The organism is Streptomyces sp. NPDC000941, assembly GCF_053599555.1.
On the sequence record NZ_JBSFMM010000170.1, the window covers coordinates 1 to 24,836 of the forward strand.

Below are 24,836 nucleotides of genomic sequence, written 5' to 3' on the forward strand. Positions count from 1 at the left end.
TCCGAACCCGGAAGCTAAGCCTTTCAGCGCCGATGGTACTGCAGGGGGGACCCTGTGGGAGAGTAGGACACCGCCGAACAATTTTTAGCCTCGGTCCTGGGTATCGAAAGATACCCAGGACCGAGGCATTTTTATTTTTCGTCGCCCCGGATCTCGGCGGCGTGGGTGAGCTCCAGGTCGAGGGCTTCGCGGCGGATGCGCTGGTCCACGTAAAGGAGCGCGATGACACCCGCGCTGATCGGCAAGGTGATGGTTGAGGCGAGGACCCCGCCGACTCCGATCACCACCAGAAACGTCCAGCTGACGGAGACGGACTCACCGGAAAGCCAGTCCATCGCATTGTCACCGCCGATGGCCATCCCGACGATGCTGGTCGGGATCTCGACGATGGCGGAGACGACAAAGGCGATGAGTAGCGCGAGGAGCTGGATGCCGAGCACTCGCCACCACGCGCCGCCCACGAGCTTGGCGGAGCGGCGCATGGCCGCGCTGAGTCCTTGTTTCTCCAGCATCAGGGCGGGTGCGGCGAGGCTGTAGCGGATCCAGAGCCACAGGGCGGCGGCTGTCGCGCCGAGCCCGCCCAGCAGGGCCAGCGCCGCGCCTTCGCTGTCCGCGCCGGCGGCAATGAGCAGAAGTCCCGGCGCCAGGCCGGCGGCGAAGGTGGCAGCCACGAGTCCGGGCAACAGGAGCAGCAGACCGCACAACTGGAGCAGGCGCGGGCGGGCATCGCGCCACACCTCGCCGGGTGACACGGTTCGTCCCAGTACGGCCCGGCCGATCACGATCGTCAGCAGGGCCGTGGTGACCACAGTGCCGAGGACTCCGGCCGCCAAGGGGGCGGCACTGCCCTGCAGAGCGTGGCCGAGGGCGTCCAGGGCCTCTCGTACGCTCGGATTCGGGTCGTTCTCGAGCGAGTCGAGCCCGTTCGTGTCCCGGAACCACAGTCCTGTGGCGACCGTGGTCACGGCCTGGGTGACGAGGGCGACGGCAAGGGACACGCCGAGCACCGGCCGCCAGTGGGTGCGCAGGGTGGACGTCGCCCCGTCGAGGATTTCGCCGACGCTCAGGGGCCGTAGCGGGATGACACCGGGCCGCGGTGCGGGCGGCGGCGGAGTCCAGCCGACCCCCCGACTTCCGTACGAGGCAGGGCCTGCTGGACCGCCCGGACCCGCGGGGCCCGGCGGAGGGGCGGGTGGTGGCTCGGGGACGCCGCCGGGGTGCGCCGTCCAGTGCCCTGCGGGTGGTTGCCGCTCCGCCCACTTCGCGCCCCATGAGGGTCGGTCCGCCGCCACCTGATCCGCAGCGGTCCCGTCCGCAGCGGTCCCGTCCGCCGCGGACCCGTCTGCCGTAGACCCAGTCGTCGCAGGGCCGTCCGCCGTGGGGCCTTTTGCCGTAGCGCGGTCCGGTCCAGGCTGGTCTGGCAGGACAGGGCCCGGGCTCTGTCCTGCCAGACCCTGCGCCGGCTGCTGCGGTTCATCGGTGGGGGACGGTCCGGGCGGTGCCCAGCCCGGAGAGTCGTTCATCGTCGCTCCATGAGGTCGGTCCCGTAAGGGCGAAGGGCGGCCGCCGGGCTGTCGCGAGTGCTCGGCGGCGGCAGGTTGGCAGTCATCGTGCCACGGTGGACGTGGCCGGACGGTGGGCGTCGGGCGTGGCGGACGTTTCAATACTTGGGGCCTCCAATGCTGGGGCCTTCAATACTTGGGGCCGCAGAGGGCAGACTGGACCAATGGCTGATCAGCACTCAGTGGACCGGGGCGCCGACGTATCGCCCGCCGCGCTCGCCCTGCGCTGGGAGGAACCGCCGGAAGGTCCCGTGCTGGTGATCCTGGACCAGACGCGACTTCCCGCCGAAGAGGTCGAGTTGGTGTGCACCGACGTACCGGTGCTGGTGGAGGCGATCCGTTCGCTCGCCGTACGGGGCGCTCCGCTGCTCGGTATCGCCGGGGCCTACGGCGTCGCCCTCGCCGCGGTGCGCGGTTTCGATGTGGACGAGGCCGCCGAATCGCTGGCGCACGCCCGGCCGACGGCCGTCAACCTCGGCTACGGGGTGCGCCGCGCCGCCGCCGCGTACCACGCGGCAGCGAAGGGCGGGGCGGACGCCGAGGGGGCCGCGGCCGCGGCCCTGGCCGAGGCCCGCGCGCTGCACCGGGAGGACGCCGAGGCCAGCGAGCGGATGGCCGAGCACGGCCTGGCCCTCCTCGACGAGCTGCTGCCCGCGGGCGGCTACCGCATCCTGACCCACTGCAACACCGGCGCGCTGGTCTCCGGCGGCGGGGGCACCGCCCTGGCCGTGGCCGCGGCGGTGCACCGGGCGGGGCAGCTGCGGCGGCTGTGGGTGGACGAGACCCGCCCGCTGCTGCAGGGCGCGCGGCTGACCGCGTACGAGGCGGCCCGCGCGGGCATGGCGTACACGCTGCTCACCGACAACGCGGCGGGTTCGCTGTTCGCGGCGGGAGAGGTGGACGCGGTTCTGATCGGCGCGGACCGGATAGCCGCGGACGGCTCGGTGGCCAACAAGGTCGGCAGCTATCCGCTGGCGGTGCTGGCCCGCTACCACCATGTGCCGTTCGTCGTCGTGGCGCCGACCACCACGCTGGACCTGGCCAGCGCGGACGGCGCGTCGATCGAGGTGGAGCAGCGCCCGGGACATGAAGTGACAGACATCACAGTGCCCTATGCTCCGGCCGCGGGGGCGCACGCGGGCACCGGGATACCCGTCGCACCGCTGGGCACGCAGGCCTACAACCCGGCTTTCGACGTCACACCACCGGAGTTGGTGACGGCCATCGTCACCGAGGCGGGGGCCGTCTCGCCGGTCACCGCGGGCGGTATCGCGGAGCTGTGCGCCAGGTCACGATCGGGTAATGGGATGATGGCCAAATGAAGGGACGCGTCCTTGTCGTCGACGACGACACCGCACTGGCAGAGATGCTTGGCATCGTGCTGCGCGGCGAAGGCTTTGAACCGTCGTTCGTGTCGGACGGCGACAAGGCTCTTGCCGCTTTCCGCGAGACCAAACCGGATCTGGTGCTGCTCGATTTGATGCTCCCCGGGCGGGACGGCATCGAGGTGTGCCGGCTGATCCGGGCCGAGTCCGGGGTGCCGATCGTCATGCTGACCGCGAAGAGCGACACGGTCGATGTGGTGGTCGGTCTTGAGTCCGGGGCGGATGACTACATCGTCAAGCCGTTCAAGCCCAAGGAGCTGGTGGCGCGGATTCGCGCGCGGCTGCGGCGGTCGGAGGAGCCGGCGCCGGAGCAGCTTGCCATCGGGGATCTGGTGATCGATGTGGCCGGCCACTCGGTGAAGCGGGACGGCCAGTCGATAGCGCTGACGCCGCTGGAGTTCGATCTGCTGGTCGCGCTGGCGCGCAAGCCGTGGCAGGTCTTCACCCGTGAGGTGCTGCTCGAGCAGGTGTGGGGCTATCGGCATGCCGCCGACACCCGGCTGGTCAATGTGCATGTGCAGCGGCTGCGCTCGAAGGTCGAGAAGGACCCGGAGCGGCCGGAGATCGTGGTGACCGTGCGCGGCGTCGGCTACAAGGCCGGGCCCAGCTGAGATGCCGGAGGTCGGCTCGGCTCCGCCTGCCGGCAGACCGGCGGGTGGAGCCCCGGAGAGCGCGCGTCCGGGGCGGCCCGTCGATCCGGCGGGTGAGATTCCGCTGCTGCGGCGGCTGTGGAGCGGTGGGCAGCTGCTGCCGGACGGGGCGTCGGGCGGCCCCGCGCATCCGTTGATCCGGCTGTTCGGGCGGTGGGTGCGCCGTCCGCTGCTGCCCGCTGCCCGGCTGTGGCGGCGCAATATCCAGCTGCGGGTGGTCGCGACCACCCTGCTGATGTCGCTCGGTGTGGTGCTGCTGCTCGGCCTGGTCGTCATCGGGCAGGTGCGCAACGGGCTGCTGGACGCCAAGCGGCATGCGGCGCAGGGCCAGGCCGCCGGTGGGTTCCAGGTCGCCGAGCAGATGGCCGACCGCACCAGCGACAACCGCAGCGGGGACGGGGCCGACGCCAGTGGCCGGGGCGGCCAGGACGCCGCCAGCTGGCTGAACGAGCTGGTGGCGCAGCTCGCCAGCGGCGGCAAGGGCGCGTACTCGGTGGTGGCGCTCAGCTCCGCCTCGGGTGAGACGCCCCGCCTCGTCAGCCGTGGGGCGCGCGTCTCCGGCGATGTCGAGCAGGACAGCGTCCCGGCCGAGCTGCGCAAGAAGGTGGACGACGCGCGCACCACGCCGTACGAGCAGTACGGCCGGATCCGGCACAACAGCTCCGAGGACTCCGAGGCCGCGCTGATCATCGGCAAGCGGCTCAACGACATCCACGGCGATCCCTACCAGCTGTACTACCTCTTCCCGTTCACGCAGGAGGAGAAGTCGCTCAGCCTGGTGAAGGGGACGCTGGCGACGGCCGGGGTCTTCGTGGTGGTGCTGCTCGGCGCCATCGCCTGGGTGGTGGTCCGGCAGGTGGTCACGCCGGTACGGATGGCCGCCGGGATCTCCGAGCGGCTGGCGGCCGGGCTGCTGCAGGAGCGGATGAAGGTCACCGGTGAGGACGACATCGCGCGGCTCGGCGAGTCGTTCAACAAGATGGCGCAGAACCTCCAGGTCAAGATCATGCAGCTGGAGGAGCTGTCGCGGATGCAGCGCCGCTTTGTCTCGGACGTCTCCCATGAGCTGCGGACGCCGCTGACGACCGTACGGATGGCGGCGGATGTCATCCATGACGCGCGCGAGGACTTCGACCCGATCACGGCGCGCTCCGCCGAGCTGCTGTGGGGCCAGGTCGACCGGTTCGAGTCGCTGCTGTCGGACCTGCTGGAGATCAGCCGGTTCGACGCGGGCGCGGCCGCTCTGGAGGCCGAGCCGATCGATCTGCGCGATGTGGTGACCCGGGTGGTCGACGGGGCCGAGCCGCTTGCCGAAGCCAAGGGCACCCGGATCGTGGTACGCGGCGCCGAGCAGCCGGTGATGGCGGAGGCGGACGCCCGGCGGGTGGAGCGGGTGCTGCGCAATCTCGTGGTCAACGCCGTGGAGCACGGCGAGGGCCGGGATGTGATCGTGCGGCTGGCCGCGGCGGGCGGGGCGGTCGCGGTCGCGGTGCGCGACTACGGCGTCGGGCTCAAGCCGGGCGAGGCGACCCGCGTCTTCAACCGCTTCTGGCGGGCCGATCCGGCCCGTGCCCGTACGACGGGCGGCACCGGCCTCGGGCTGTCGATCGCGGTGGAGGACGCGCGGCTGCACGGCGGCTGGCTGCAGGCGTGGGGTGAGCCCGGTGGCGGTTCGCAGTTCCGGCTGACCCTGCCGCGTACGGCGGGCGACTCGCTGCGCGGCTCGCCCATCCCGCTGGAGCCCGAGGACTCGCGGCGCAACCTGGCCTCGGGGCGGGGTGCAAAGGCGCAGGTCACCGGGGATCCGGGGGCAGCTTCGCGCGAGGGCGCGGAGGAGCGGCTGGCGGCCGTACCCGCGCAGCCGAAGTCCGCGCTGTCCGGCGCCGATCTGCCGCGCATCCCCGGCGGCGCGGGCCTGCCCACGCCGACGGCCGACCCCACGGCGCTACCGGGCAACGGCGCCCGCGTGGTGCCTCGGGGCGCGGCCCGAGGCACGCCGGCCACGCCGGGCCCGCGGCCGGGTGCGGTCGACATGGCGGTCGACACAGCGGCCGATGCGGCGGCTGATACGGCACACACGACACCGACCGAACGGGAGGGCCGCCCCCGTGGGCGCTGACCGCTACCGCCTCCGCCGCACGCGCGGGCAGCTGGGCGCGCCCGCGCTGCTCGCCTGTGGCGCGCTGCTGCTCACCGGCTGCGCCTCGATGCCCGACAGCGGGGATGTGCGCCGGGTGGACTCCTCGCCGCGTACGGGTGTCGATACGCGAGTGCAGGTGTACGGGGTGAGCCCGGGCAAGGGCGAGCAGCCCACCGAGCTCGTCAACGGCTTCTTGGAGGCGACGACCAGCGACGAGGGGAACCTGGCCACGGCCAAGGAGTACCTGACCAAGGGCGCCGCACGGCAGTGGGCCCCCTTGGCCGCCACCACGGTGCTCGAACAGGCGCCGGAGGTGCGGGTGGAGGCCGATCCGGGAGACCGGGACGGCGACGGGCGGACCGTCGTGCTCTCCGGCCGGCGGATCGCCACGGTGGACGCCACGCATGCGTACCGGTCCTCCGGGGGCCGCTACGAGGAGCGCGTCCATCTGTCGAAGGTGGGGTCGGAGTGGCGGATCGACCGGCTGCCCCGGGGCCTGGTGCTGGGCGAGCCCGACTTCCAGCGCATGTATGAGTCGGTCAACAAGTACTACTTTGCCGAGCTGGGCCCGGACGCCGGGAACTCGCGGGCGGGGCAGGGTGTGCTGGTCGCCGACCCGGTCTATCTGCGGCGGGGCGTGGACCCGGTCACCGCGGCCGTGAAGGCCCTTCTCGACGGGCCGACGAGCTGGCTGAACCCGGTGGTCAGCACCTCATTCCCCGCCGGTACGCAGCTGGGCCGCCGGGACGAGAAGGTGGACCTCGACGACTCGAAGGCGCTGAAGGTGCGGTTGAGCGACCGCGCGGTACATGTGGGCGAGGCGCGCTGTGCCCGTATGGCGGCCCAGCTGCTGTTCACGGTCCAGGGCATGAAGCCCCCGGCGTCGGAGGTCCGGAGCGTACGGCTGGAGCGGCAGGACGGCTCGGAGCTGTGCACGCTGTCCCGCGACGCGGCGCGCTCCTTCGCGCCCGAAGGGGTTTACGGCCGGGGGGATCATCAGTACTTCGTGGACGCCGACAACCGGGTGGTCCGGCTGTCCGACGGCGCGCGGGAGCCGCAGGCCGTGCCGGGGCCGTTCGGCGAGGACGGCGTCGGACTCGGATCGGTGGCGGTGTCCCGGGACGAGCGGCTTGCCGCGGGGGTCACCAAGGACGGCCGCTCGCTGTACGTGACCGAGCTCAGGTCCGGCGTCCAGCTCGGCAAGGCGAGGCTGCGCAGCCAGGGCGGCAGCGCGGAGCACGGGCTGTCGGCGCCGAGCTGGGACGGCCTCGGCGGCCTGTGGGTCGCCGATCGCAATCCGCAGCAGCCCAAGCTGCTGCGGCTGCGCGAGGGCGAGGAGAAGGCGGACGAGGTCCAGCTGCCGGATCTGAACGGCGGCGTGATCACGGCGCTGCGGATGTCCGCGGACGGCACCCGGATCGCGATGCTGGTCAAACGGGCCGGGCATACGACGCTGCAGCTCGGCCGCGTCGAGCGGTGGGGCGGCGAGGAAGCTCCCAAGCTGTCGGTGCGGGGGCTGCACTCGGTCTCCCCGCGGCTGGAGGACGTGGACGCCGTCTCATGGGCCGGAGGCAGCCGGCTGGTGGTCGCGGGCCGTGAGTCGGGCGGGGTGCAGCGGCTGCAGTACGTCGAGACGGACGGCTCGCCGGCTGACGTCCCGGCCGTGCCCGGGCCGAACGGGGTGGAGTCGGTCGCGGCCTTCGAGGGGCCGAACCGGCCGTTGATCGCCGAGACGACGAACGACGGGATTGTGCGGCTGCCGCCGAATACGGACTGGAAGACCGTGGCCAGAGAGGGGTCGCTTCCGGTGTATCCGGGATAACGGTCCGTCTCCTCCGCGCCCTCCGTCCGTCTCCGTCTCCGAGCCGACTGGGCGTCGACCGGTCGGCTGTCAACAGGATGGCTGTCAACAGGATGGGGGCGCGTTCACCCGGATGGGCGCGGCCACACCGTGGTTGGCCCGCAGTTATCCACAGGGTTGTCCACAGGAGTGGCGGGGCCGTGAGGGTGACGCGACAGTGGGCCCATGTGGATGTGGAGTCGGGAGATCGCCGGACTGGTGCTGCCGACCGGCTGTGCGGGATGCGGCCGGTCGGGCGGCGCGCTGTGCGGGCGGTGCCGCGCGGCGCTGTGCGGGGCCGGGGCGCGGCCGGTGTGGCCCAGCCCGCCCCCGTCGGGGCTGCCGCCCGTGCATGCGGCGGTGGCCTACGAGGACGAGGCCAGAGCGGTGCTGCTCGCGCACAAGGAGCGGGGAGAGCTGCGGCTGGCGGCGGCGCTGGGCGAGGCGCTGGCGTCGGCGGTGAGCACGGCCTGTCCCCATCAGCATCCGCATGCCCGTCCCCATGACCGTCCCCATGACCATCCCCATGCCCGTCACCGCTCCTGGCGGCCGCTGCTGCTGGTGCCGGTGCCCTCGGCGCGGCGGGCGGTCGCGGCGCGTGGCCATGATCCGGCCCGGCGCATCGCGCTGGCGGCGGCGGGGGCGCTGCGGCGCGGCGGGCGGCCCGCGCGGGTGCTGTCGGTCCTGCGGCAGCTGCGGGCGGTGACCGATCAGGCCGGGCTGGACGCGCGGCGGCGGCTGGAAAATCTCACCGGGGCGCTGGGCGCGGCGCCAGGCTGCGGGCGGCTGTTGGCGGAGGGCCTGGTGGTGCTGGTGGACGATCTGATGACCACGGGAGCGTCGCTCGCGGAGGCCGCGCGGGCGGTGCGGGCCGCGGGCGGCCCGGTCGCAGGCGCCGCCGTCGTGGCGGCCGCGCCCCGCGCGTTCGCGATGGGTGCCCCACCCTCGATCTCCATGGCTGCCCCGCCCTCGAACACCACGTGCGCCCCGCGCTCGTTCACCAAGATCGCGGTGCCATCACCAAGCGGAACTGAATACGAACGCCCATCGTTGCTGATGATAAGCGGACGTAAACACCTGATCGGAGGTACGTGCCGGTAGGGGGTGCCGACTTCCGGCCGGGCGAGCTATGTTCGGTTGTGAGGAACGGCGAGCGCAATAGCTCGCATTATCCGCTTGGCGTACTTCGTGTGCCTTTTCGCTTTTAATGACAAGAAGGGGTGGCGATCTTGGCCATCGGGGAGGAGGGGGTGAAGCCGCCAGGCAGCAAGCTCTGGAGAAATTCCGGAGCCCAGTGCACAACGGATGAGCTCCGACTTTGACGGAGCGACCCGGGAACGGAGTTCTGCGTGGACATCGTCGTCAAGGGCCGTAAAACAGAGGTGCCCGAGCGGTTCCGGAAGCACGTGGCCGAGAAGCTGAAGCTGGACAAGATCCAGAAGCTCGACGGCAAGGTGATCAGCCTCGACGTCGAGGTGTCCAAGGAACACAACCCCCGGCAGGCCGACCGCTGCGACCGAGTGGAGATCACCCTCCGTTCCCGTGGTCCGGTGATCCGGGCGGAGGCCGCGGCCGCCGATCCGTACGCAGCGCTTGACCTGGCAGCCGGCAAGCTGGAGGCGCGCATGCGCAAACAGCACGACAAGCGCCACACGCGCCGTGGCAACGGCCGCATTCCCGCCAGCGACGTGGCCGTGACGGTGCCGAACGCGGCCCGTATCAACGGCCATGGGGAAATCGCCGCCCAGCGCACGTCGGAAACCGTCCCCACCACGAGGATGGGGCCGCTGGAGGTCCAGGGCGAAGGTCCCCTGGTGGTCCGGGAGAAGACCCACGCCGCCGCCCCCATGACGCTCGACCAGGCGCTCTATGAGATGGAATTGGTCGGGCACGACTTCTATCTGTTCGTCGACTCCGACACCGGTCGGCCCAGCGTCGTCTACCGGCGCCATGGCTATGACTACGGGGTCATCCACCTCAAGCCCGAGGCGTTCGTCGGGGAGGAGCCCGGCGGCGCCGGTGGCGCGCTGGGAGGCTGATCAGGACGGACGGGACCGTGCGGCGGGCGTGCCGCACGGTCCCGCTGTGGTCCGTGGTCGCATCTGGCGTGATGCCTCCGAGCACCCATGCGCCCCCGGGGCACCTCCGTGCGACCACGGCGGCACCACAGCGTCCGCCAGGCATGAAATCATGGCTCAGCGGCCAACCCTCATATCGAGAAGACCGGTTGTCGCCGCCGTATAGCACCATGCACAGCCATGCACAGCCAAGTGCGGACAGCAGGGGCCATGGCCTTCAGGGGGAGGAACGATGGCGGACAGCTTCGGGCCCGCGACCGACGGCGATGACCACGGCGTCGCAGGGGACAGGGGCGAGCCGCGCGGTGAGACGCGCAAGGAACCGATCCGGGTCCTCGTGGTGGACGACCATGCGCTTTTCCGGCGCGGCCTGGAGATCGTCCTGGCCCAGGAGGAGGACATCCAGGTCGTCGGCGAGGCGGGGGACGGCGCCGAGGCGGTGGACAAGGCGGCCGATCTGCTGCCGGACATCGTGCTGATGGATGTGCGGATGCCCAAGCGCGGCGGCATCGAGGCATGCACCTCCATCAAGGAGGTGGCGCCGAGCGCGAAGATCATCATGCTGACGATCAGCGACGAGGAGGCGGACCTCTACGACGCGATCAAGGCGGGCGCCACCGGTTATCTACTCAAGGAGATCTCGACCGACGAGGTGTCCACCGCGATCCGGGCGGTCGCCGACGGGCAGTCGCAGATAAGCCCGTCGATGGCGTCCAAGCTCCTCACCGAGTTCAAGTCGATGATCCAGCGCACCGACGAGCGGCGGCTGGTGCCCGCGCCCCGGCTCACCGACCGGGAGCTGGAGGTGCTCAAGCTGGTGGCCACGGGCATGAACAACCGTGACATCGCCAAGGAGCTGTTCATCAGCGAGAACACGGTGAAGAACCACGTCCGCAACATCCTGGAGAAGCTGCAGCTGCACTCCCGGATGGAGGCCGTGGTCTATGCGATGCGGGAGAAGATCCTCGAGATCAGGTGAGCGGCCGGGCCATGGTCAGGCCGACGCGACACAGTCGTGCCGGTGGCCAGGGCCCGGTCGGGGCGGCGGTCCGGTGAGCGGTCAGGAGACCGCCGCCGTGAGCGCGGCGGCGAACTCCGGGTGGTCGACGCGCTCGATCCGCACGGAATCGCACCCCACCCACGCGGCCGCCTCCAGCAGCGCCTGAGCCATGGGTGCCACGGCCTTGGCCCCCTCCAGCGACACCTGCCGGGCCACCAGGGTCTTCCCCTCGCGGGCCGGGTCGACACGGCCGAGCAGCCGCCCGCCGGACAGCAGCGGCATGGCGAAATAGCCGTGGATCCGCTTGGGCTTGGGCACATACGCCTCGAGCCGGTGGGTGAAGCCGAAGATCCGCTCGGTGCGGGCGCGGTCCCATATCAGGGAGTCGAAGGGCGACAGCAGGGTCGTGCGATGGCGGCCGCGCACCGGGGCGGCCAGCGCCTCCGGGTCCGCCCAGGCCGCCTTGTCCCAGCCGGCCACCGTCACCGGCACCAGGCCCGAGTCCGCGATCACCGCGTCCACCTGCTCGGCCTTCAGCCGGTGGTAGTCGGCGATATCCGCGCGGGTGCCGACCCCCAGGGCCTGCCCGGCGAGCCCCACCAGCCGCCGCAGACACTCCGTGTCGTCCAGGTCGTCATGGCGCAGGACGTCCGGCACGGCGCGCTCCGCCAGGTCGTACACCCGCTTCCAGCCGCGCCGCTCGACGCACACCACCTCGCCGTACATCAGCGCCCGCTCCACGGCGACCTTGGCCGCCGACCAGTCCCACCAGGGGCCGCCGTTCTTGGCCCCGCCCAGCTCCGTCGCGGTCAGCGGGCCGTCCTCGCGCAGCCGCTTCACGACCGTCTCGTACACCCCGTCCGGCAGCTCGTGGTACCAGTGCGGGCGGGCGCGGTAGGCGCGGCGCCGGAACGCGAAGTACGGCCACTCCTCGATCGGCAGCACACAGGCGGCGTGCGACCAGTACTCGAAGGCATGGGTCTCGGTCCAGTACGCCGATTCGACCGCCGCCCGGCCGACCGCGCCGAGCCGCGCGTACGGAATGAGCTCGTGGGAGCGGGCCAGTACCGAGATGGTGTCCAGCTGCACCGCCCCCAGATGGCGCAGCACCCCCCGCACCCCGGCCCGCCGGTCCGGCGCCCCGAGCAGCCCCTGGGCGCGCAGCGCGATCCGGCGCGCCTCGTCGGCGGACAGGGTGACCTCGGGCTTGGGGCCCTTGGGGCCGGACGCGGACTCGGATGCTGCAATCGTCATGCCGAATACCGTAGAGGGCGCCACTGACAGCGAGGGCCGCGCGCGACCGCGACGGGTGCCCGCTCATCCGCGAGCCGATGCGTCAGGCGCGTGCCAGGCGTGCCAGGCGTGCCAGGTGCGTGCCAGGTGCGTGCCAGGTGCGTCAGACGCCTGCCAGGTGTGAGGCGTGAGGCGCGGGTCAGGTGCGGGCGGGTTCCGCGTTCTGCTCGGGCGCGGGCAGGTACGGCGTCGCCTGGGGCAGCCCCCAGTCCGAGGGCAGGACCGCGGCTCGCCAGGCGTCCCGCCGGGTCCCGTTGTGGATGATCCGCGCCCGGTCGATCCCCTCCATCCGGAACCCCGCCGCCAGCGCCACCGCCCGCGAGCCCTCATTGCCGACCTGGGCGCACCACTCCAGCCGCTCCACCCCCAGCCCCGTGAAGGCCCACTCGACCACGGCCCGCGCCGCCTCGCCGGTGTACCCGCGCCGCCGGCGCTCCGGCACCGTCCAGTAGCCCAGCTCCGCCAGGCGCTCCTCGGTGCGCAGCCAGGTCAGGCGTACCAGGGCCATGGCGCCGACCAGCGCGCCGCCGTCCCGGGTCACCACGGCGAAGCGGTAGCCGATGTTGTCCCGCCACTCCAGCGGGCAGATCCGCCGGACGAATTCCTCCGCGTCCGCTCGCCTGTACGGGGCGGGCACGGGGGTCCAGCGCTGAATGTCCGGATCCTGGCAGGCGGCGTGGACCGCGTCGGCGTCGGAGGGCTGGAAGGGGCGCAGCAGCAGGCGCTCGGTGGTGAGGGTGACAGGTTCCATGGCCAGAGTGTGAGCCGCGGCCGGGAGGAAAGCAGCGGTTTTCCCGGTTCAGGGGCACCTGTGGCGCGCCTCGTACGTTCACACAGAGAGGTGACAACGGTTCCTCGTAGTGACGGACCTCCCGGCGTGGCGGGGTCCTGTCTTACGATGGCCGTTGCGGCGGGGCCTGCGCCCCTTGATAATGCCGCGCCAGCGCACCCGACCGTGCCAGGCCCGACCGGCAAGGAGTCAGCCTACGTGTCCGTCCTCAACAAGCTCATGCGTGCAGGCGAAGGAAAGATCCTGCGCAAGCTGCACCGCATCGCGGACCAGGTCAATTCCATCGAAGAGGACTTCGTCGACCTCTCCGACGCCGAGCTCCGCGCCCTGACCGACGAGTACAAGGAGCGGTACGCCGACGGCGAGACCCTTGACGATCTGATGCCCGAGGCGTTCGCCACTGTGCGCGAGGCGGCCAAGCGGGTGCTCGGGCAGCGCCACTACGACGTCCAGCTGATGGGCGGCGCGGCGCTGCACCTGGGGTATGTGGCCGAGATGAAGACCGGTGAGGGCAAGACCCTCGTCGGCACGCTCCCCACGTATCTGAACGCGCTGTCCGGCAAGGGCGTCCACCTGATCACGGTGAACGACTACCTGGCCGAGCGCGACTCGGAGTGGATGGGCCGGGTGCACAAGTTCCTCGGCCTCGAGGTCGGCTGCATCCTCGCCAATATGACCCCCGCGCAGCGCCGTGAGCAGTACGCGTGCGACATCACCTACGGCACCAACAACGAGTTCGGCTTCGACTATCTGCGCGACAACATGGCGTGGTCGCAGGAAGAGCTGGTGCAGCGCGGCCACAACTTCGCCGTCGTCGACGAGGTGGACTCGATCCTCGTCGACGAGGCCCGTACGCCGCTGATCATCTCCGGCCCGGCCGACCAGGCCACCAAGTGGTACGGCGACTTCGCGAAGCTGGTCACCCGCCTGACCAGGGGCGAGGCGGCGAACCCGCAGAAGGGCGAGGAAGAGACCGGCGACTACGAGGTCGACGAGAAGAAGCGCACCGTCGCCATCCACGAGTCTGGCGTCACGAAGGTCGAGGACTGGCTGGGGATCGACAATCTGTACGAGTCGGTCAACACCCCGCTGGTCGGCTACCTCAACAACGCGATCAAGGCCAAGGAGCTCTTCAAGAAGGACAAGGACTACGTCGTCATGGACGGCGAAGTCATGATCGTCGACGAGCACACCGGCCGTATCCTCGCCGGTCGCCGCTACAACGAGGGCATGCACCAGGCGATCGAGGCCAAGGAAGCGGTGGAGATCAAGGACGAGAACCAGACCCTCGCCACGATCACCCTGCAGAACTTCTTCCGCCTCTACAGCAAGCTCTCCGGCATGACCGGTACGGCGATGACCGAGGCCGCCGAGTTCCACCAGATCTACAAGCTCGGCGTCGTCCCGATCCCGACCCACCGCCCGCTCGCCCGCCTCGACCAGTCCGACCTGATCTACCGCACCGAGGTGGCCAAGTTCGACGCGGTCGTCGAGGACATCGTCGAGAAGCACGAGAAGGGCCAGCCGGTCCTGGTCGGCACCACCTCCGTGGAGAAGTCCGAGTACCTCTCCCAGCAGCTCGCCAAGCGCGGCGTGCCGCACGAGGTGCTCAACGCGAAGCAGCACGACCGTGAGGCTTCGATCGTCGCCCAGGCCGGGCGCAGGGGCGCGGTCACCGTCGCCACGAACATGGCCGGCCGCGGCACCGACATCAAGCTCGGCGGCAACCCCGACGACCTCGCCGAGGCGGAGCTGCGCCAGCACGGCCTCGACCCGGTCGAGCACGCCGAGGAGTGGGCGGCCGGGCTGCCCGCGGCGCTGGAGAAGGCCGAGGCCGCGGTCAAGGCCGAATTCGAGGAGGTCAAGGAGCTCGGCGGGCTGTATGTGCTGGGCACCGAGCGCCACGAGTCCCGCCGCATCGACAACCAGCTGCGCGGCCGCTCCGGCCGTCAGGGCGACCCCGGCGAGTCCCGCTTCTACCTCTCGCTCGGCGACGACCTGATGCGGCTGTTCAAGGCCCAGATGGTCGAGCGCGTCATGGCCATGGCCAACGTTCCGGACGACGTCCCGATCGAGAACAAGATGGTCACCCGCGCGATCGCCTCCGCGCAGTCGCAGGTCGAGCAGCAGAACTTCGAGACCCGTAAGAACGTTCTGAAGTACGACGAGGTGCTCAACCGGCAGCGCGAGGTCATCTACGGCGAGCGCCGCCGCGTCCTGGAGGGCGAGGACCTGCACGAGCAGGTGCGCCACTTCATGGACGACACCATCAAGGCCTACATCGACGCTGAGACCTCCGAGGGCTTCGCCGAGGAGTGGGACCTCGACCGGCTGTGGGGCGCCTTCAAGCAGCTCTACCCGGTCAAGGTCACCATCGAGGAGCTGGAGGAGGCGGCCGGCGAACGCGACGGGCTGACCGAGGACTTCATCGGCGAGGCGGTCAAGGACGACATCCACGAGCAGTACGACGCGCGCGAGGAGCAGCTGGGCTCCGACATCATGCGTGAGCTGGAGCGGCGCGTGGTGCTGTCCGTCCTGGACCGCAAGTGGCGCGAGCACCTCTACGAGATGGACTACCTCCAGGAGGGCATCGGCCTGCGCGCGATGGCCCAGAAGGACCCGCTGGTCGAGTACCAGCGCGAGGGCTTCGACATGTTCCAGGCGATGATGGACGGCATCAAGGAGGAGTCCGTCGGCTACCTGTTCAACCTGGAGGTCCAGGTCGAGCAGCAGGTCGAGGAGGTCCCGGTCGAGGAGGGCGAGAAGCAGCCCGTGGCGGCCGGCGAGGACGTCCAGGACGCGGTCCCCGCGGCCGTGACGGCCGGTTCGGGCGGTTCGTCCAACGGCGGCCGCCCCGAGATCCACGCCAAGGGCCTGGAGGCCCCGCAGCGCCCTGATCGGCTGCACTTCTCCGCCCCGACGGTCGATGGCGAGGGCGGCGTCGTCGAAGGCGACTTCACCAACGGCGACACGCCCCCCGCGCCCCGCTCCGAGTCGGACGGTATGACGCGCGCGGAGCGGCGCAAGGCGAACAAGGGCGGCCGCCGCCGCAAGAAGTGACCCGGCTGGGTGGCTGACGGCTGATTCGGCTGTGGACGGGCCGGGACCCGCGCGGATGGCGCGGGTCCCGGCCCGTCGGCGTGGGTGCGTGCGTGTGCGTGCGGGGCAGCTGTGTGGTGGGGCTGTGCGGGCGGTTGCGGGCCGTGCGCCATGTGGTCGGGGCAGAGGGGGCAGGGGGCGCTCCGCGGCCTCAGGACGGGGCTGTGGGGCCGTTCTGAGGCCGCGGAGCGGTCTGTGGGCGGTACGACGCGGCGGGTGCTCGCGGGTTCGATCCATACGGGCGGGCGGTGTTGGTGCGCGTCGCGGCCCCGCGGCGCCTAGGCGGTCGGGCCGATGTCGATGGCGGCGCAGCGCCAGCGGGCGTCGGGACCGAGTTCCAGGCGGAAGGCCAGCGCACGCAGCCGGTCGCCGCAGGCGATCCGGGCGAACGCCTCGATGACCCCCTGCTGCGGCTCGTACCCGCCGCAGCGCTGTACGGCGGGGGCGCTGTCGCGGGCTCCCGGCGGCCGCAGCGGCGCCTGGGGCGCGAGCTCGATGAGGCGGTCGTACGCCGCCGGGAGCGTATGGCCGAGCAGTGTGTGGACGGGGCGCTGGCCGCTCAGGGTGAGCAGCAGCTGGTTGGCGAACCAGTAGCGCGGCAGCCGCTCCTGCTCCCTTCGGCGGGCGGCCACGGCCGCCGTACGCGAAACCGACCCGGGCGCGTACGAGGCGGGGGCGGGGGCGGGACCGGGGCCCGCCGGCCGCCGTGAATCACGGCGCCGCGGCGGCCGGCTCCGGGGTGGCCCGTTTCGCGTCGGTCCGGTCGGCGCCGGCCCGCCGCGCACCGGTCCGCGGAGTGCCGGCCCGCCGAGTGCCGGCCCGCCAAGGGCTGGTTCGCTTCCCGCCGGCCCGCTGCGCGCCCCAGTGCCGGATTCGGGGCTTCCGGCGCTCCTGGGCACCGTGCCGCGCCTCGTGTCGCCTTCCGTGGCGGTGATCGGGGACGTTGTTCGGGGGGTCCTGTTCATGTGCCTCGCCGCTCTCCCGGGCCCGGTGGGGATACCGGGCAGTAGCTTGGGTCGGCAGTCTTCTATCGGTGCGCTTCCGGGACCGGCAAGGAGCGTCGGCCCCTGTGCGGGCCGGTCCGTGGGGTTCACCTATCCGGGTGACCCCGGCGTCCGAGGCCGGGCCCGGATGCCGTCGCGGCCCGGCCGTACGGGCCCCTGGCGGGCCGTACGGGGGCCGCTCTGACCAGGGCAGACTCCCTCCCGGCCGAGCGAGCGGCGGCGGGTGCCCGGCGCCCGGCGTGCCGGGCGGCATGGAGGCGTACGGGTGGTGGGGCGTGGCGGGGATTACCCCCAATGGGGGACTGCGGGGGCCGGGCGCGGGCCGTGGGGCCATAGGGCATCGGCTCCCCGCGGGTGGGCCCCGGGGAGGGGTGGCGAACGTATGCTGGCTGGCAGCTACAGGAAACTTCAGGAACTCCAAGGAACTCCAGGAAGCAGCAGCCATGCGCGTCTACGTCCCCCTGACCCTCCCCGGTCTCGCCGAGGCGCACAAGGCGGGCGAACTGGGCTCGGCCCCGCTGATCGCCTACGGGGTCACTCCCGCGCTGCGCGAGTGGTACGTCTCCGACGACATCGAGGAGCTGGAGTACGCCGCGCTGAGCCGCGCCGCGCAGGCGTCGCTGCGGCAGCTGGCGGTCGACCGGCAGGCGCCCCGGCGGCGGGTCGTGGTGGCGGTGGACGTGCCCGACGCGGACGCGGTCGCGGACCCGGACCGCGGGCTTGACCACTCCTCCCTGGGGGAGGTGCGGATCGCGCTCCCCGTGCCGCTGGCCAAGGCCGCCGCGGTGCACGTCGACTCCGACGACGCCGAGCGGGACGTCGCCGCCGCGGCCGAGGCGCTGGGCGCGGCGGACATCGGGGACGACGACGCGCAGTTCACGGTGGACGGCGCGGAGGACCACGAACTGCTCTGGTACGACGCCAAGGAGATTCCCGATCTCGTCGGGTGAGGCAAGGCGGGACCGTCATCCCTGTCAGACCCTTTGGGTACGTTCGTGAGATGGGGAAGAACGTGACACACATCGTCTGGGACTGGAACGGCACCCTCTTTCACGACATCGACGCCGTGATCTCGGCCACGAACGCCTCGTTCGCCGAGATCGGTCTGCCCCCGATCACCATGGAGCGCTACCGCGAGCTGTACTGCGTCCCCGTGCCGCGCTTCTACGAGCGGCTGATGGGGCGGCTGCCCACCGACGATGAGTGGCAGGCCATGGACGCGGCGTTCCACCGTCACTACTGGGTCCTGGCCGAGGAGGCCGGTCTGGCGCTCGGGGCCAAGCAGCTGCTCGCCGACTGGCAGACGGCCGGGCTCACCCAGTCGCTGTGTTCGCTGGCCGAGCACGAGCGGCTGATCCCCCTGGTGCGTACGCACGGCATCGAGCCGCACTTCATGCGCGTGGACGGGCGTACCGGCCAGAGCGATACGGGCAAGGCGGAGCAGATGGTGCGCCATGTGGCCGCGCTGGAGGGCGTGCCGCCGGACCGCGTCGTGGTGATCGGGGACGCGGTCGACGACGCCGTCGCGGCGCGGCACGCGGGCGCCCGCGCCGTGCTGTACACGGGGGGCTCACACAGCCGCGCCAGCCTGCTGGCCGCGGGCGTGCCGGTCGTGGACAGCCTGGAGGAGGCCGTCGCCGAGGCCGGGCAGCTGGTCGACTGAGCGGTTGGCCCACCGGCCCGTTGGCTCACCGGCCCGTCGGCTCACCGGCCCGTTGGCCCATCGGCCAGTGGTTCAGCCGCCTCGCTCCGTTCAGCCCCGCCGGTCGGCCGTACGGACGCCCCGGCTCCCCCTACGCCTTCGCCCGCAGCACCGCCAGAAACTCCCGCATCCACGCCGGATGGTCCGGCCATGCCCGCGAGGACACCAGCGTCCCGTCGACCACCACCTCGGCGTCCTGGAAGTCCGCCCCCGCCGACTGCATGTCCAGCTCCAGCGCCGGATACGCGGTGACCCGCCGCCCGCCGAGCCCGCCGATCGCCGCCGTCAGCAGCGGTCCGTGGCAGATCTGGGCCACCGGCTTGTCCGCGTCGAAGAATGCCTTGAGGATCTTGCGGAGCTCGGGGTCGTTGCGCAGATACTCGGGGGCACGCCCGCCGGGGATCACCAAGGCGGCGTACTCTCCGGGGTCGACCTCGGAGAAGGCGAGGTCGGCGGGCCAGGTGTAGCCGGGTTTCTCGGTGTATGTGTCGAAACCCTCCTCGAAGTCGTGCACGACGAACCGCAGCGTCTTGCGGGTCGGGGCCGCCACATGGACCTCGTAGCCCTCCTCGCGCAGCCGCTGGAGTGGGTAGAGCACCTCCAGGGATTCGGCCGCGTCGCCGGTCACGAGCAGGATCTTCGCAGGCAAGCCGTCCACCTCCACAGGTCAACAGGTCGCGTCGACCGCCGGACGCGACACGCCGACGGCCGAAAGCCTCACCAATCACCGCATACGGCCACAGTGCCCCCGCGGCCCGGCTTTGCCAAGAGGCCCCGCCGGACCTGCGTCGCTGTCCAATACGTCAAACTTCAAGCCCGTGTTTTGTACACGAACGGCTCATGACGCCCCCCTGGGGTGGGGCGATAGCCTTACTGCGTGATCAGCGCGATAGGCCGTGGGGGCGATGAGGCCCCCGCACCGATCCCGGATTCCCACCGGGCTCGGGCCTCCGCTGACCGGTGCCGCCTGGGGCCTTGGTCACTTTCGACCGAGCCCGCCCCGGCCATCCCCCGCACGGGCATATCGTCGTCCCAGACCGGATATCCCGCGTCGCGGCGTCATGCCACCGCTATCGATGTCACGCAACGGCGCGCGACAGGAGCCAGAGGACATGCAGACCAAGCTGGACGAAGCCAAGGCCGAGCTGCTCACACGGGCCGCCCGGGTAGCTGAGAGCAGTCCTGCCGGGGGACAGCAACCGGTACAGGGACCAGGCCCCGAGACCCTGACCGCCTACCTTCAGCACTACTACCAGCACACGCCACCCGAAGACCTCGCGGGCCGCGACCCGGTCGATGTCTTCGGTGCCGCGCTCTCCCACTACCGCCTGGCCGAGTCGCGCCCGCAGGGTACCGCGAACGTCCGGGTGCACACCCCGACCGTCGAGGAGCACGGCTGGACCTGCAGCCACTCCGTGGTCGAGGTGGTCACCGACGATATGCCGTTCCTGGTCGACTCCGTCACCAATGACCTGACGCGCCAGGGCCGCGGCATCCACGTCGTCATCCACCCGCAGATCCTGGTCCGCCGCGACCTCACCGGGAAGCTGATCGAGGTCCTGGACGTCGCCCCGGACGGCCGGCCCGAGAAGCTGCCGCACGACGCGGTGATCGAGTCCTGGATCCATGTCGAGATCGACCGTGAGACCGACCGCGGCGATCTGAAGCAGATCACCGCCGATCTGCTGCGCGTGCTCTCCGACGTACGCGAGTCCGTCGAGGACTGGGAGAAGATGCGTGAGGCGGCGCTGCGCATCGCCGAGGGCCTGCCCGAGGAGCCCACGGCCGGCGAGGTGCGCCCCCAGGAGATCGAGGAGGCCCGCGAGCTGCTGCGCTGGCTGGCCGACGATCACTTCACCTTCATCGGCTTCCGCGAGTACGAGCTGACGCAGGCGCCCACCGAGTCCGGTGGTGAGGAGGACGTGCTGAGCGCCGTGCCCGGCACCGGCCTCGGCATTCTGCGCTCCGACCCGCACCACCGCGACACGGACGAGAGCGCGCACGCCGGGCTGCCGGCGGCCGCCGCCGACGGCACCGCCGGGCGGCCCGTCTCGCCGTCGTTCAACCGGTTGCCGGCCGACGCCCGCGCCAAGGCGCGCGAGCACAAGCTGCTGGTCCTCACCAAGGCCAACAGCCGCGCAACCGTCCACCGCCCGTCGTACCTGGACTACATCGGCGTCAAGAAGTTCGACGCCAAGGGCAATGTGATCGGTGAGCGGCGCTTCCTGGGCCTGTTTTCCTCCGCCGCGTACACCGAGTCCGTGCGCCGGGTCCCGGTGATCCGCCGCAAGGTCGAGGAGGTCCTGGAGGGCGCCGGGTTCCAGCCCAACAGCCACGACGGCCGGGATCTGCTGCAGATCCTGGAGACGTACCCGCGCGACGAGCTGTTCCAGACCCCGGTCGACCAGCTGCGGTCCATCGTGACCAGCGTGCTCTACCTCCAGGAGCGCCGCCGGCTGCGGCTGTTCCTGCGTCAGGACGAGTACGGGCGCTACTACTCCGCCCTGGTCTACCTGCCGCGTGACCGCTTCACCACCGAGGTGCGGCTGCGGCTGACCGACATCCTGCTGGAGGAGCTGAACGGCCGGGTGCCGGTCGACTTCACCGCCCTGCACACCGAATCGGTGCTCTCCCGGCTGCACTTCGTGGTCCGCGTCCAGTCCGGCACCGAGCTGCCGGACCTCACCGACGCCGATGTCGAGCGCATCGAGGCCCGGCTGGTGGAGGCCGCCCGCTCCTGGGCCGACGGCTTCGCCGAGGCGCTGACCTCCGAGGTCGGCGAGGAGCGCGCCGCCGAGCTGCTCCGCCGCTACCAGCACGCCTTCCCCGAGGGCTACAAGGCCGACCACTCGCCGCGCGGCGCGGTCGCCGACCTCCAGAAGCTGGAGCGGCTGAAGGACAGCGACCGCGACTTCGCGGTCAGCCTGTACGAGCCGGTCGGGGCGGCCCCCGCCGAGCGGCGCTTCAAGATCTACCGGGTCGGCGAGCAGGTCTCGCTCTCCGCGGTGCTGCCGGTGCTCACCCGGCTCGGTGTCGAGGTCGTCGACGAGCGCCCGTACGAGCTGCGCTGCTCGGACCGGACCAGCGCCTGGATCTACGACTTCGGGCTGCGGCTGCCGCGCCACGACGACGGCCTCGCCGACGACGCCCGTGAGCGCTTCCAGAACGCGTTCGCCGCGGTGTGGACCGGGCAGGCGGAGAACGACAACTTCAACGAGCTGGTGCTGGGCGCCGGGCTGACCTGGCGGCAGGCGATGGTGCTGCGCGCGTACGCGAAGTACCTGCGCCAGGCCGGGTCCACCTTCAGCCAGTCGTACATGGAGGACACCCTCCGGACGAATGTGCACACCACGCGGCTGCTGGTGAGCCTGTTCGAGGCGCGCATGTCGCCCGAGCGGCAGCGGGCCGGCACCGAGCTGACCGACGCCCTGCTGGAGGAGCTGGACGCGGCGCTTGACCAGGTGGCCTCGCTGGACGAGGACCGCATCCTGCGCTCCTTCCTCACCCTCATCAAGGCCACCCTGCGCACCAACCACTTCCAGAAGAACGAGGACGGGCAGCCGCACGCGTACCTGTCCATGAAGCTGGACCCGCAGGCCATCCCGGATCTGCCCGCGCCGCGCCCGGCGTACGAGATCTGGGTCTACTCCCCGCGGGTGGAGGGTGTGCATCTGCGCTTCGGCAAGGTCGCGCGCGGCGGTCTGCGCTGGTCCGACCGGCGTGAGGACTTCCGTACCGAGATCCTGGGCCTGGTCAAGGCGCAGATGGTGAAGAACACCGTCATCGTGCCGGTGGGTGCCAAGGGCGGCTTCGTCGGCAAGCGGCTGCCCGACCCGGCCGTCGACCGGGACGCCTGGCTGGCCGAGGGCATCGCCTCGTACAAGACCTTCATCTCCGGTCTGCTGGACATCACCGACAACAATGTCGGCGGGCAGGTCCAGCCGCCCAAGGACGTCGTCCGCCACGACGGCGACGACACCTATCTGGTCGTCGCCGCCGACAAGGGCACCGCGACCTTCTCCGATATCGCCAATGAGGTCGCCCAGGCGTACGGGTTCTGGCTCGGTGACGCCTTCGCCTCCGGCGGTTCGGCCGGCTACGACCACAAGGGCATGGGCATCACGGCCCGCGGCGCCTGGGAGTCCGTCAAGCGGCACTTCCGCGAGCTGGGCCACGACACCCAGACCGAGGACTTCACCGTGGTCGGCGTCGGTGACATGTCCGGCGATGTGTTCGGCAACGGCATGCTGCTCAGCGAGCACATCCGGCTGGTGGCCGCCTTCGACCACCGGCATATCTTCCTCGACCCCAACCCGGACAGCGCGGTCTCCTACGCCGAGCGCCGCCGCATGTTCGAGCTGCCGCGCTCCTCGTGGGCCGACTACGACACCTCCCTGCTCTCGCAGGGCGGCGGCGTCCACCCGCGTACCGCCAAGGCCATCCCGATCACCCCGCAGGTGCGCAAGGCCCTCGGCATCGAGTCGCGGGTCGCCAAGATGACCCCGGCCGACCTGATGAAGGCGATCTTCAAGGCCCCGGTCGACCTGTTGTGGAACGGCGGTATCGGCACCTACGTCAAGGCGTCCACCGAGTCGCACGCCGATGTGGGCGACAAGGCGAATGACGCCATCCGGGTGGACGGCCAGGACCTGCGGGTCAAGGTCGTCGGCGAGGGCGGCAACCTGGGCCTGACCCAGCTGGGCCGGATCGAGTTCGCGCTCAACGGCGGGCGGATCAACACCGACGCGATCGACAACAGCGCCGGTGTGGACACCTCCGACCACGAGGTGAACATCAAGATCCTCTTCAATGAGCTGGTCCGCGAGGGCGATATGACGGTCAAGCAGCGCAACAAGCTGCTGGCCGAGATGACCGACGAGGTCGGCGCGCTGGTGCTGCGCAACAACTACGCCCAGAACGTCGCGCTCGCCAACTCCGTCGCCCAGGCCCCCAGCCTGCTCCACGCCCACCAGCGGGTGATGCGCCGGCTGGGGCGCGAGGGGCGCCTGGACCGCTCGCTGGAGTTCCTGCCCACCGACCGCCAGATCCGGGAGCGGCTGGCCGCCGGGCGCGGGCTGAGCCAGCCCGAACTGGCCGTGCTGCTCGCCTACATCAAGATCACGGTGGCCGAGGAGCTGATCACCACCAACCTGCCGGACGACCCGTATCTGCAGCGGCTGCTGCACGCGTACTTCCCGCAGGCGCTGCGCCAGAAGTTCTCCGGGCACGTCGACGGCCACGCGCTGCGCCGCGAGATCGTCACCACGGTGCTGGTCAACGACACGGTCAACACCGCCGGTGCGACCTTCCTGCACCGGATGCGCGAGGAGACCGGCGCCTCGACCGAAGAGGTGGTGCGCGCCCAGACCGCGGCGCGCGCGATCTTCGAGCTCGGTGAGGTCTGGGACGAGGTCGAATCCCTCGACAACAAGGTCCCGGCCGAGGTCCAGACCCGGATGCGGCTGCACTCCCGGCGCCTGGTCGAGCGCGGCACCCGCTGGCTGCTCGGCAACCGCCCGCAGCCGCTGGAGCTCGCCGAGACCATCGAGTTCTTCGGTGAGCGGGTCGCGGCGGTCCGCTCCCAGCTGTCCAAGCTGCTGCGCGGCGCGGATGTGGAGTGGTACCAGAAGATCCACGACGAGCTGACCGCCGCCGGGGTGCCGGACGACCTGGCCTCGCGGGTGGCGGGCTTCTCCTCCGCCTTCCCGACGCTGGACATCGTCGCCATCGCCGACCGGGTGGGCAGCGAGCCGCTGTCCGTCGCCGAGGTGTACTACGACCTCGCCGACCGGCTGCGGATCAGCCAGCTGATGGACCGGATCATCGACCTGCCGCGCGCGGACCGGTGGCAGTCCATGGCCCGCGCCTCCATCCGCGAGGAGCTGTACGCGGCGCATGCCGCCCTCACCTCCGATGTGCTGTCGGCGGGCGACGGGGGTGCCACGCCCGAGCAGCGGTTCAAGGCGTGGGAGGAGAAGAACGCGTCGATCCTGCAGCGGGCGCGCACCACGCTGGACGAGATCCAGGGGTCGGAGACCTTCGACCTGGCGAATCTGTCCGTCGCCATGCGCACCATGCGCACGCTGCTGCGCTCCCAGCGCTGAGGGGGTTGCCGCGAGGCGCCCGGTGCAGGGCGCTGACCGGCACCGCCGAGCGTTGAACGAGCGTTGACCCATATGCCGCGCCGCCCGGGGCGGGCCGGCAGGTCGCCCGGGTGTTGGTCGATCAGGCGGCGCAGGTCGGCGCGGACGGGTTCGGGGAGCGGTGATGGCACGGGCTCCAGGCGCTCCGCG

The 24,836-nt window shown here is 71.3% G+C and carries 16 protein-coding genes and 1 rRNA gene; 12 read left to right on the forward strand and 5 right to left on the reverse strand.

The features are described from left to right. A 5S ribosomal RNA gene (gene rrf, locus ACWDSL_RS38300) occupies nucleotides 1-79 on the forward strand; the annotation flags it as partial. A gap of 52 nt (nucleotides 80-131) precedes the next feature. Here the strand turns inward: rrf and ACWDSL_RS38305 are convergent. Continuing rightward, nucleotides 132-998 carry a glycerophosphoryl diester phosphodiesterase membrane domain-containing protein gene (locus ACWDSL_RS38305; RefSeq protein ID WP_450492571.1) on the reverse strand — a complete coding sequence of 289 codons (867 nt, stop codon included), beginning with the start codon at nucleotides 996-998 and terminating at the stop codon, nucleotides 132-134. A gap of 728 nt (nucleotides 999-1,726) precedes the next feature. Between ACWDSL_RS38305 and mtnA the strand changes: the two genes are divergently transcribed. From mtnA to ACWDSL_RS38340, 7 genes are all read left to right on the forward strand, one after another. Beyond that, complete coding sequence (gene mtnA, locus ACWDSL_RS38310; protein WP_450492572.1) at nucleotides 1,727-2,884, forward strand: S-methyl-5-thioribose-1-phosphate isomerase; 1,158 nt, start codon at nucleotides 1,727-1,729, stop codon at nucleotides 2,882-2,884. Then, the gene (gene mtrA, locus ACWDSL_RS38315; RefSeq protein ID WP_014061181.1) at nucleotides 2,881-3,558 is read left to right on the forward strand and encodes a two-component system response regulator MtrA; all 678 of its coding nucleotides are present in this window, start codon (nucleotides 2,881-2,883) and stop codon (nucleotides 3,556-3,558) included. The genes mtnA and mtrA overlap by 4 nt, the downstream gene beginning before the upstream one ends. 1 nt (nucleotide 3,559) lies before the next feature. Next, complete coding sequence (mtrB, locus tag ACWDSL_RS38320; RefSeq protein WP_450492573.1) at nucleotides 3,560-5,716, forward strand: MtrAB system histidine kinase MtrB; 2,157 nt, start codon at nucleotides 3,560-3,562, stop codon at nucleotides 5,714-5,716. Beyond that, complete coding sequence (locus ACWDSL_RS38325; RefSeq protein ID WP_450492574.1) at nucleotides 5,706-7,559, forward strand: LpqB family beta-propeller domain-containing protein; 1,854 nt, start codon at nucleotides 5,706-5,708, stop codon at nucleotides 7,557-7,559. Before mtrB ends, ACWDSL_RS38325 begins: the two co-directional genes overlap by 11 nt. Nucleotides 7,560-7,763: 204 nt before the next feature. Beyond that, on the forward strand, nucleotides 7,764-8,678 hold the full coding sequence (locus ACWDSL_RS38330) for a ComF family protein (protein WP_450492575.1): 915 nt from the start codon (nucleotides 7,764-7,766) through the stop codon (nucleotides 8,676-8,678). 248 nt (nucleotides 8,679-8,926) lie between these two features. Beyond that, a complete protein-coding gene (gene hpf / locus ACWDSL_RS38335) occupies nucleotides 8,927-9,616 on the forward strand; it encodes a ribosome hibernation-promoting factor, HPF/YfiA family (protein ID WP_450492576.1) in 690 nt (229 codons plus the stop codon). Nucleotides 9,617-9,887: 271 nt separating this feature from the next. Next, a complete protein-coding gene (locus tag ACWDSL_RS38340) occupies nucleotides 9,888-10,634 on the forward strand; it encodes a response regulator (RefSeq protein WP_450492577.1) in 747 nt (248 codons plus the stop codon). An 81-nt stretch (nucleotides 10,635-10,715) separates the two neighbouring features. Here ACWDSL_RS38340 and ACWDSL_RS38345 read toward each other — a convergent pair whose 3' ends face one another. Together ACWDSL_RS38345 and ACWDSL_RS38350 are read right to left on the reverse strand one after the other, a co-directional pair. After that, nucleotides 10,716-11,909, reverse strand: a complete 1,194-nt coding sequence (locus ACWDSL_RS38345) for a winged helix-turn-helix domain-containing protein (RefSeq protein WP_450492578.1) — start codon at nucleotides 11,907-11,909, stop codon at nucleotides 10,716-10,718. A gap of 178 nt (nucleotides 11,910-12,087) precedes the next feature. Beyond that, complete coding sequence (locus tag ACWDSL_RS38350) at nucleotides 12,088-12,699, reverse strand: GNAT family N-acetyltransferase (protein WP_450492579.1); 612 nt, start codon at nucleotides 12,697-12,699, stop codon at nucleotides 12,088-12,090. Between the two features lie 237 nt (nucleotides 12,700-12,936). Between ACWDSL_RS38350 and secA the strand changes: the two genes are divergently transcribed. Next, nucleotides 12,937-15,798 (forward strand): preprotein translocase subunit SecA, encoded by a 2,862-nt coding sequence (gene secA, locus ACWDSL_RS38355; protein WP_450492580.1) that lies wholly within the window; start codon nucleotides 12,937-12,939, stop codon nucleotides 15,796-15,798. A 317-nt stretch (nucleotides 15,799-16,115) separates the two neighbouring features. Here secA and ACWDSL_RS38360 read toward each other — a convergent pair whose 3' ends face one another. Beyond that, complete coding sequence (locus tag ACWDSL_RS38360) at nucleotides 16,116-16,469, reverse strand: Rv3235 family protein (RefSeq protein ID WP_450492581.1); 354 nt, start codon at nucleotides 16,467-16,469, stop codon at nucleotides 16,116-16,118. Between the two features lie 815 nt (nucleotides 16,470-17,284). Here ACWDSL_RS38360 and ACWDSL_RS38365 point away from each other — a divergent pair. Beyond that, on the forward strand, nucleotides 17,285-17,791 hold the full coding sequence (locus tag ACWDSL_RS38365; protein ID WP_450492582.1) for a DUF6912 family protein: 507 nt from the start codon (nucleotides 17,285-17,287) through the stop codon (nucleotides 17,789-17,791). Between the two features lie 50 nt (nucleotides 17,792-17,841). Next, nucleotides 17,842-18,504: an HAD family hydrolase gene (locus ACWDSL_RS38370; RefSeq protein WP_450492583.1), complete on the forward strand. Its 663-nt coding sequence runs from the start codon at nucleotides 17,842-17,844 to the stop codon at nucleotides 18,502-18,504. Between the two features lie 130 nt (nucleotides 18,505-18,634). Here ACWDSL_RS38370 and ACWDSL_RS38375 read toward each other — a convergent pair whose 3' ends face one another. Next, nucleotides 18,635-19,192 carry a DJ-1/PfpI family protein gene (locus ACWDSL_RS38375; protein ID WP_398533060.1) on the reverse strand — a complete coding sequence of 186 codons (558 nt, stop codon included), beginning with the start codon at nucleotides 19,190-19,192 and terminating at the stop codon, nucleotides 18,635-18,637. A gap of 463 nt (nucleotides 19,193-19,655) precedes the next feature. On the opposite strand from ACWDSL_RS38375, the gene ACWDSL_RS38380 reads away from it, so the two are divergent. Then, entirely contained in the window at nucleotides 19,656-24,647 is a 4,992-nt protein-coding gene (locus ACWDSL_RS38380) for an NAD-glutamate dehydrogenase (RefSeq protein WP_450492584.1), read from the forward strand. Nucleotides 24,648-24,836: the final 189 nt, after the last annotated feature.

What these genes read in the sequence shown, in the direction of transcription:
- ACWDSL_RS38380 (WP_450492584.1), top strand. Translation starts at nt 19,656, where the DNA reads ATGCAGACCAAGCTGGACGAAGCCAAGGCCGAGCTGCTCACACGGGCC.
- ACWDSL_RS38340 (WP_450492577.1), top strand. Translation starts at nt 9,888, where the DNA reads ATGGCGGACAGCTTCGGGCCCGCGACCGACGGCGATGACCACGGCGTC.
- mtrB (WP_450492573.1), top strand. Translation starts at nt 3,560, where the DNA reads ATGCCGGAGGTCGGCTCGGCTCCGCCTGCCGGCAGACCGGCGGGTGGA.
- ACWDSL_RS38330 (WP_450492575.1), top strand. Translation starts at nt 7,764, where the DNA reads ATGTGGATGTGGAGTCGGGAGATCGCCGGACTGGTGCTGCCGACCGGC.
- ACWDSL_RS38350 (WP_450492579.1), bottom strand. Translation starts at nt 12,699, where the DNA reads ATGGAACCTGTCACCCTCACCACCGAGCGCCTGCTGCTGCGCCCCTTC.
- ACWDSL_RS38365 (WP_450492582.1), top strand. Translation starts at nt 17,285, where the DNA reads ATGCGCGTCTACGTCCCCCTGACCCTCCCCGGTCTCGCCGAGGCGCAC.
- ACWDSL_RS38345 (WP_450492578.1), bottom strand. Translation starts at nt 11,909, where the DNA reads ATGACGATTGCAGCATCCGAGTCCGCGTCCGGCCCCAAGGGCCCCAAG.
- mtnA (WP_450492572.1), top strand. Translation starts at nt 1,727, where the DNA reads ATGGCTGATCAGCACTCAGTGGACCGGGGCGCCGACGTATCGCCCGCC.
- mtrA (WP_014061181.1), top strand. Translation starts at nt 2,881, where the DNA reads ATGAAGGGACGCGTCCTTGTCGTCGACGACGACACCGCACTGGCAGAG.
- ACWDSL_RS38370 (WP_450492583.1), top strand. Translation starts at nt 17,842, where the DNA reads ATGGGGAAGAACGTGACACACATCGTCTGGGACTGGAACGGCACCCTC.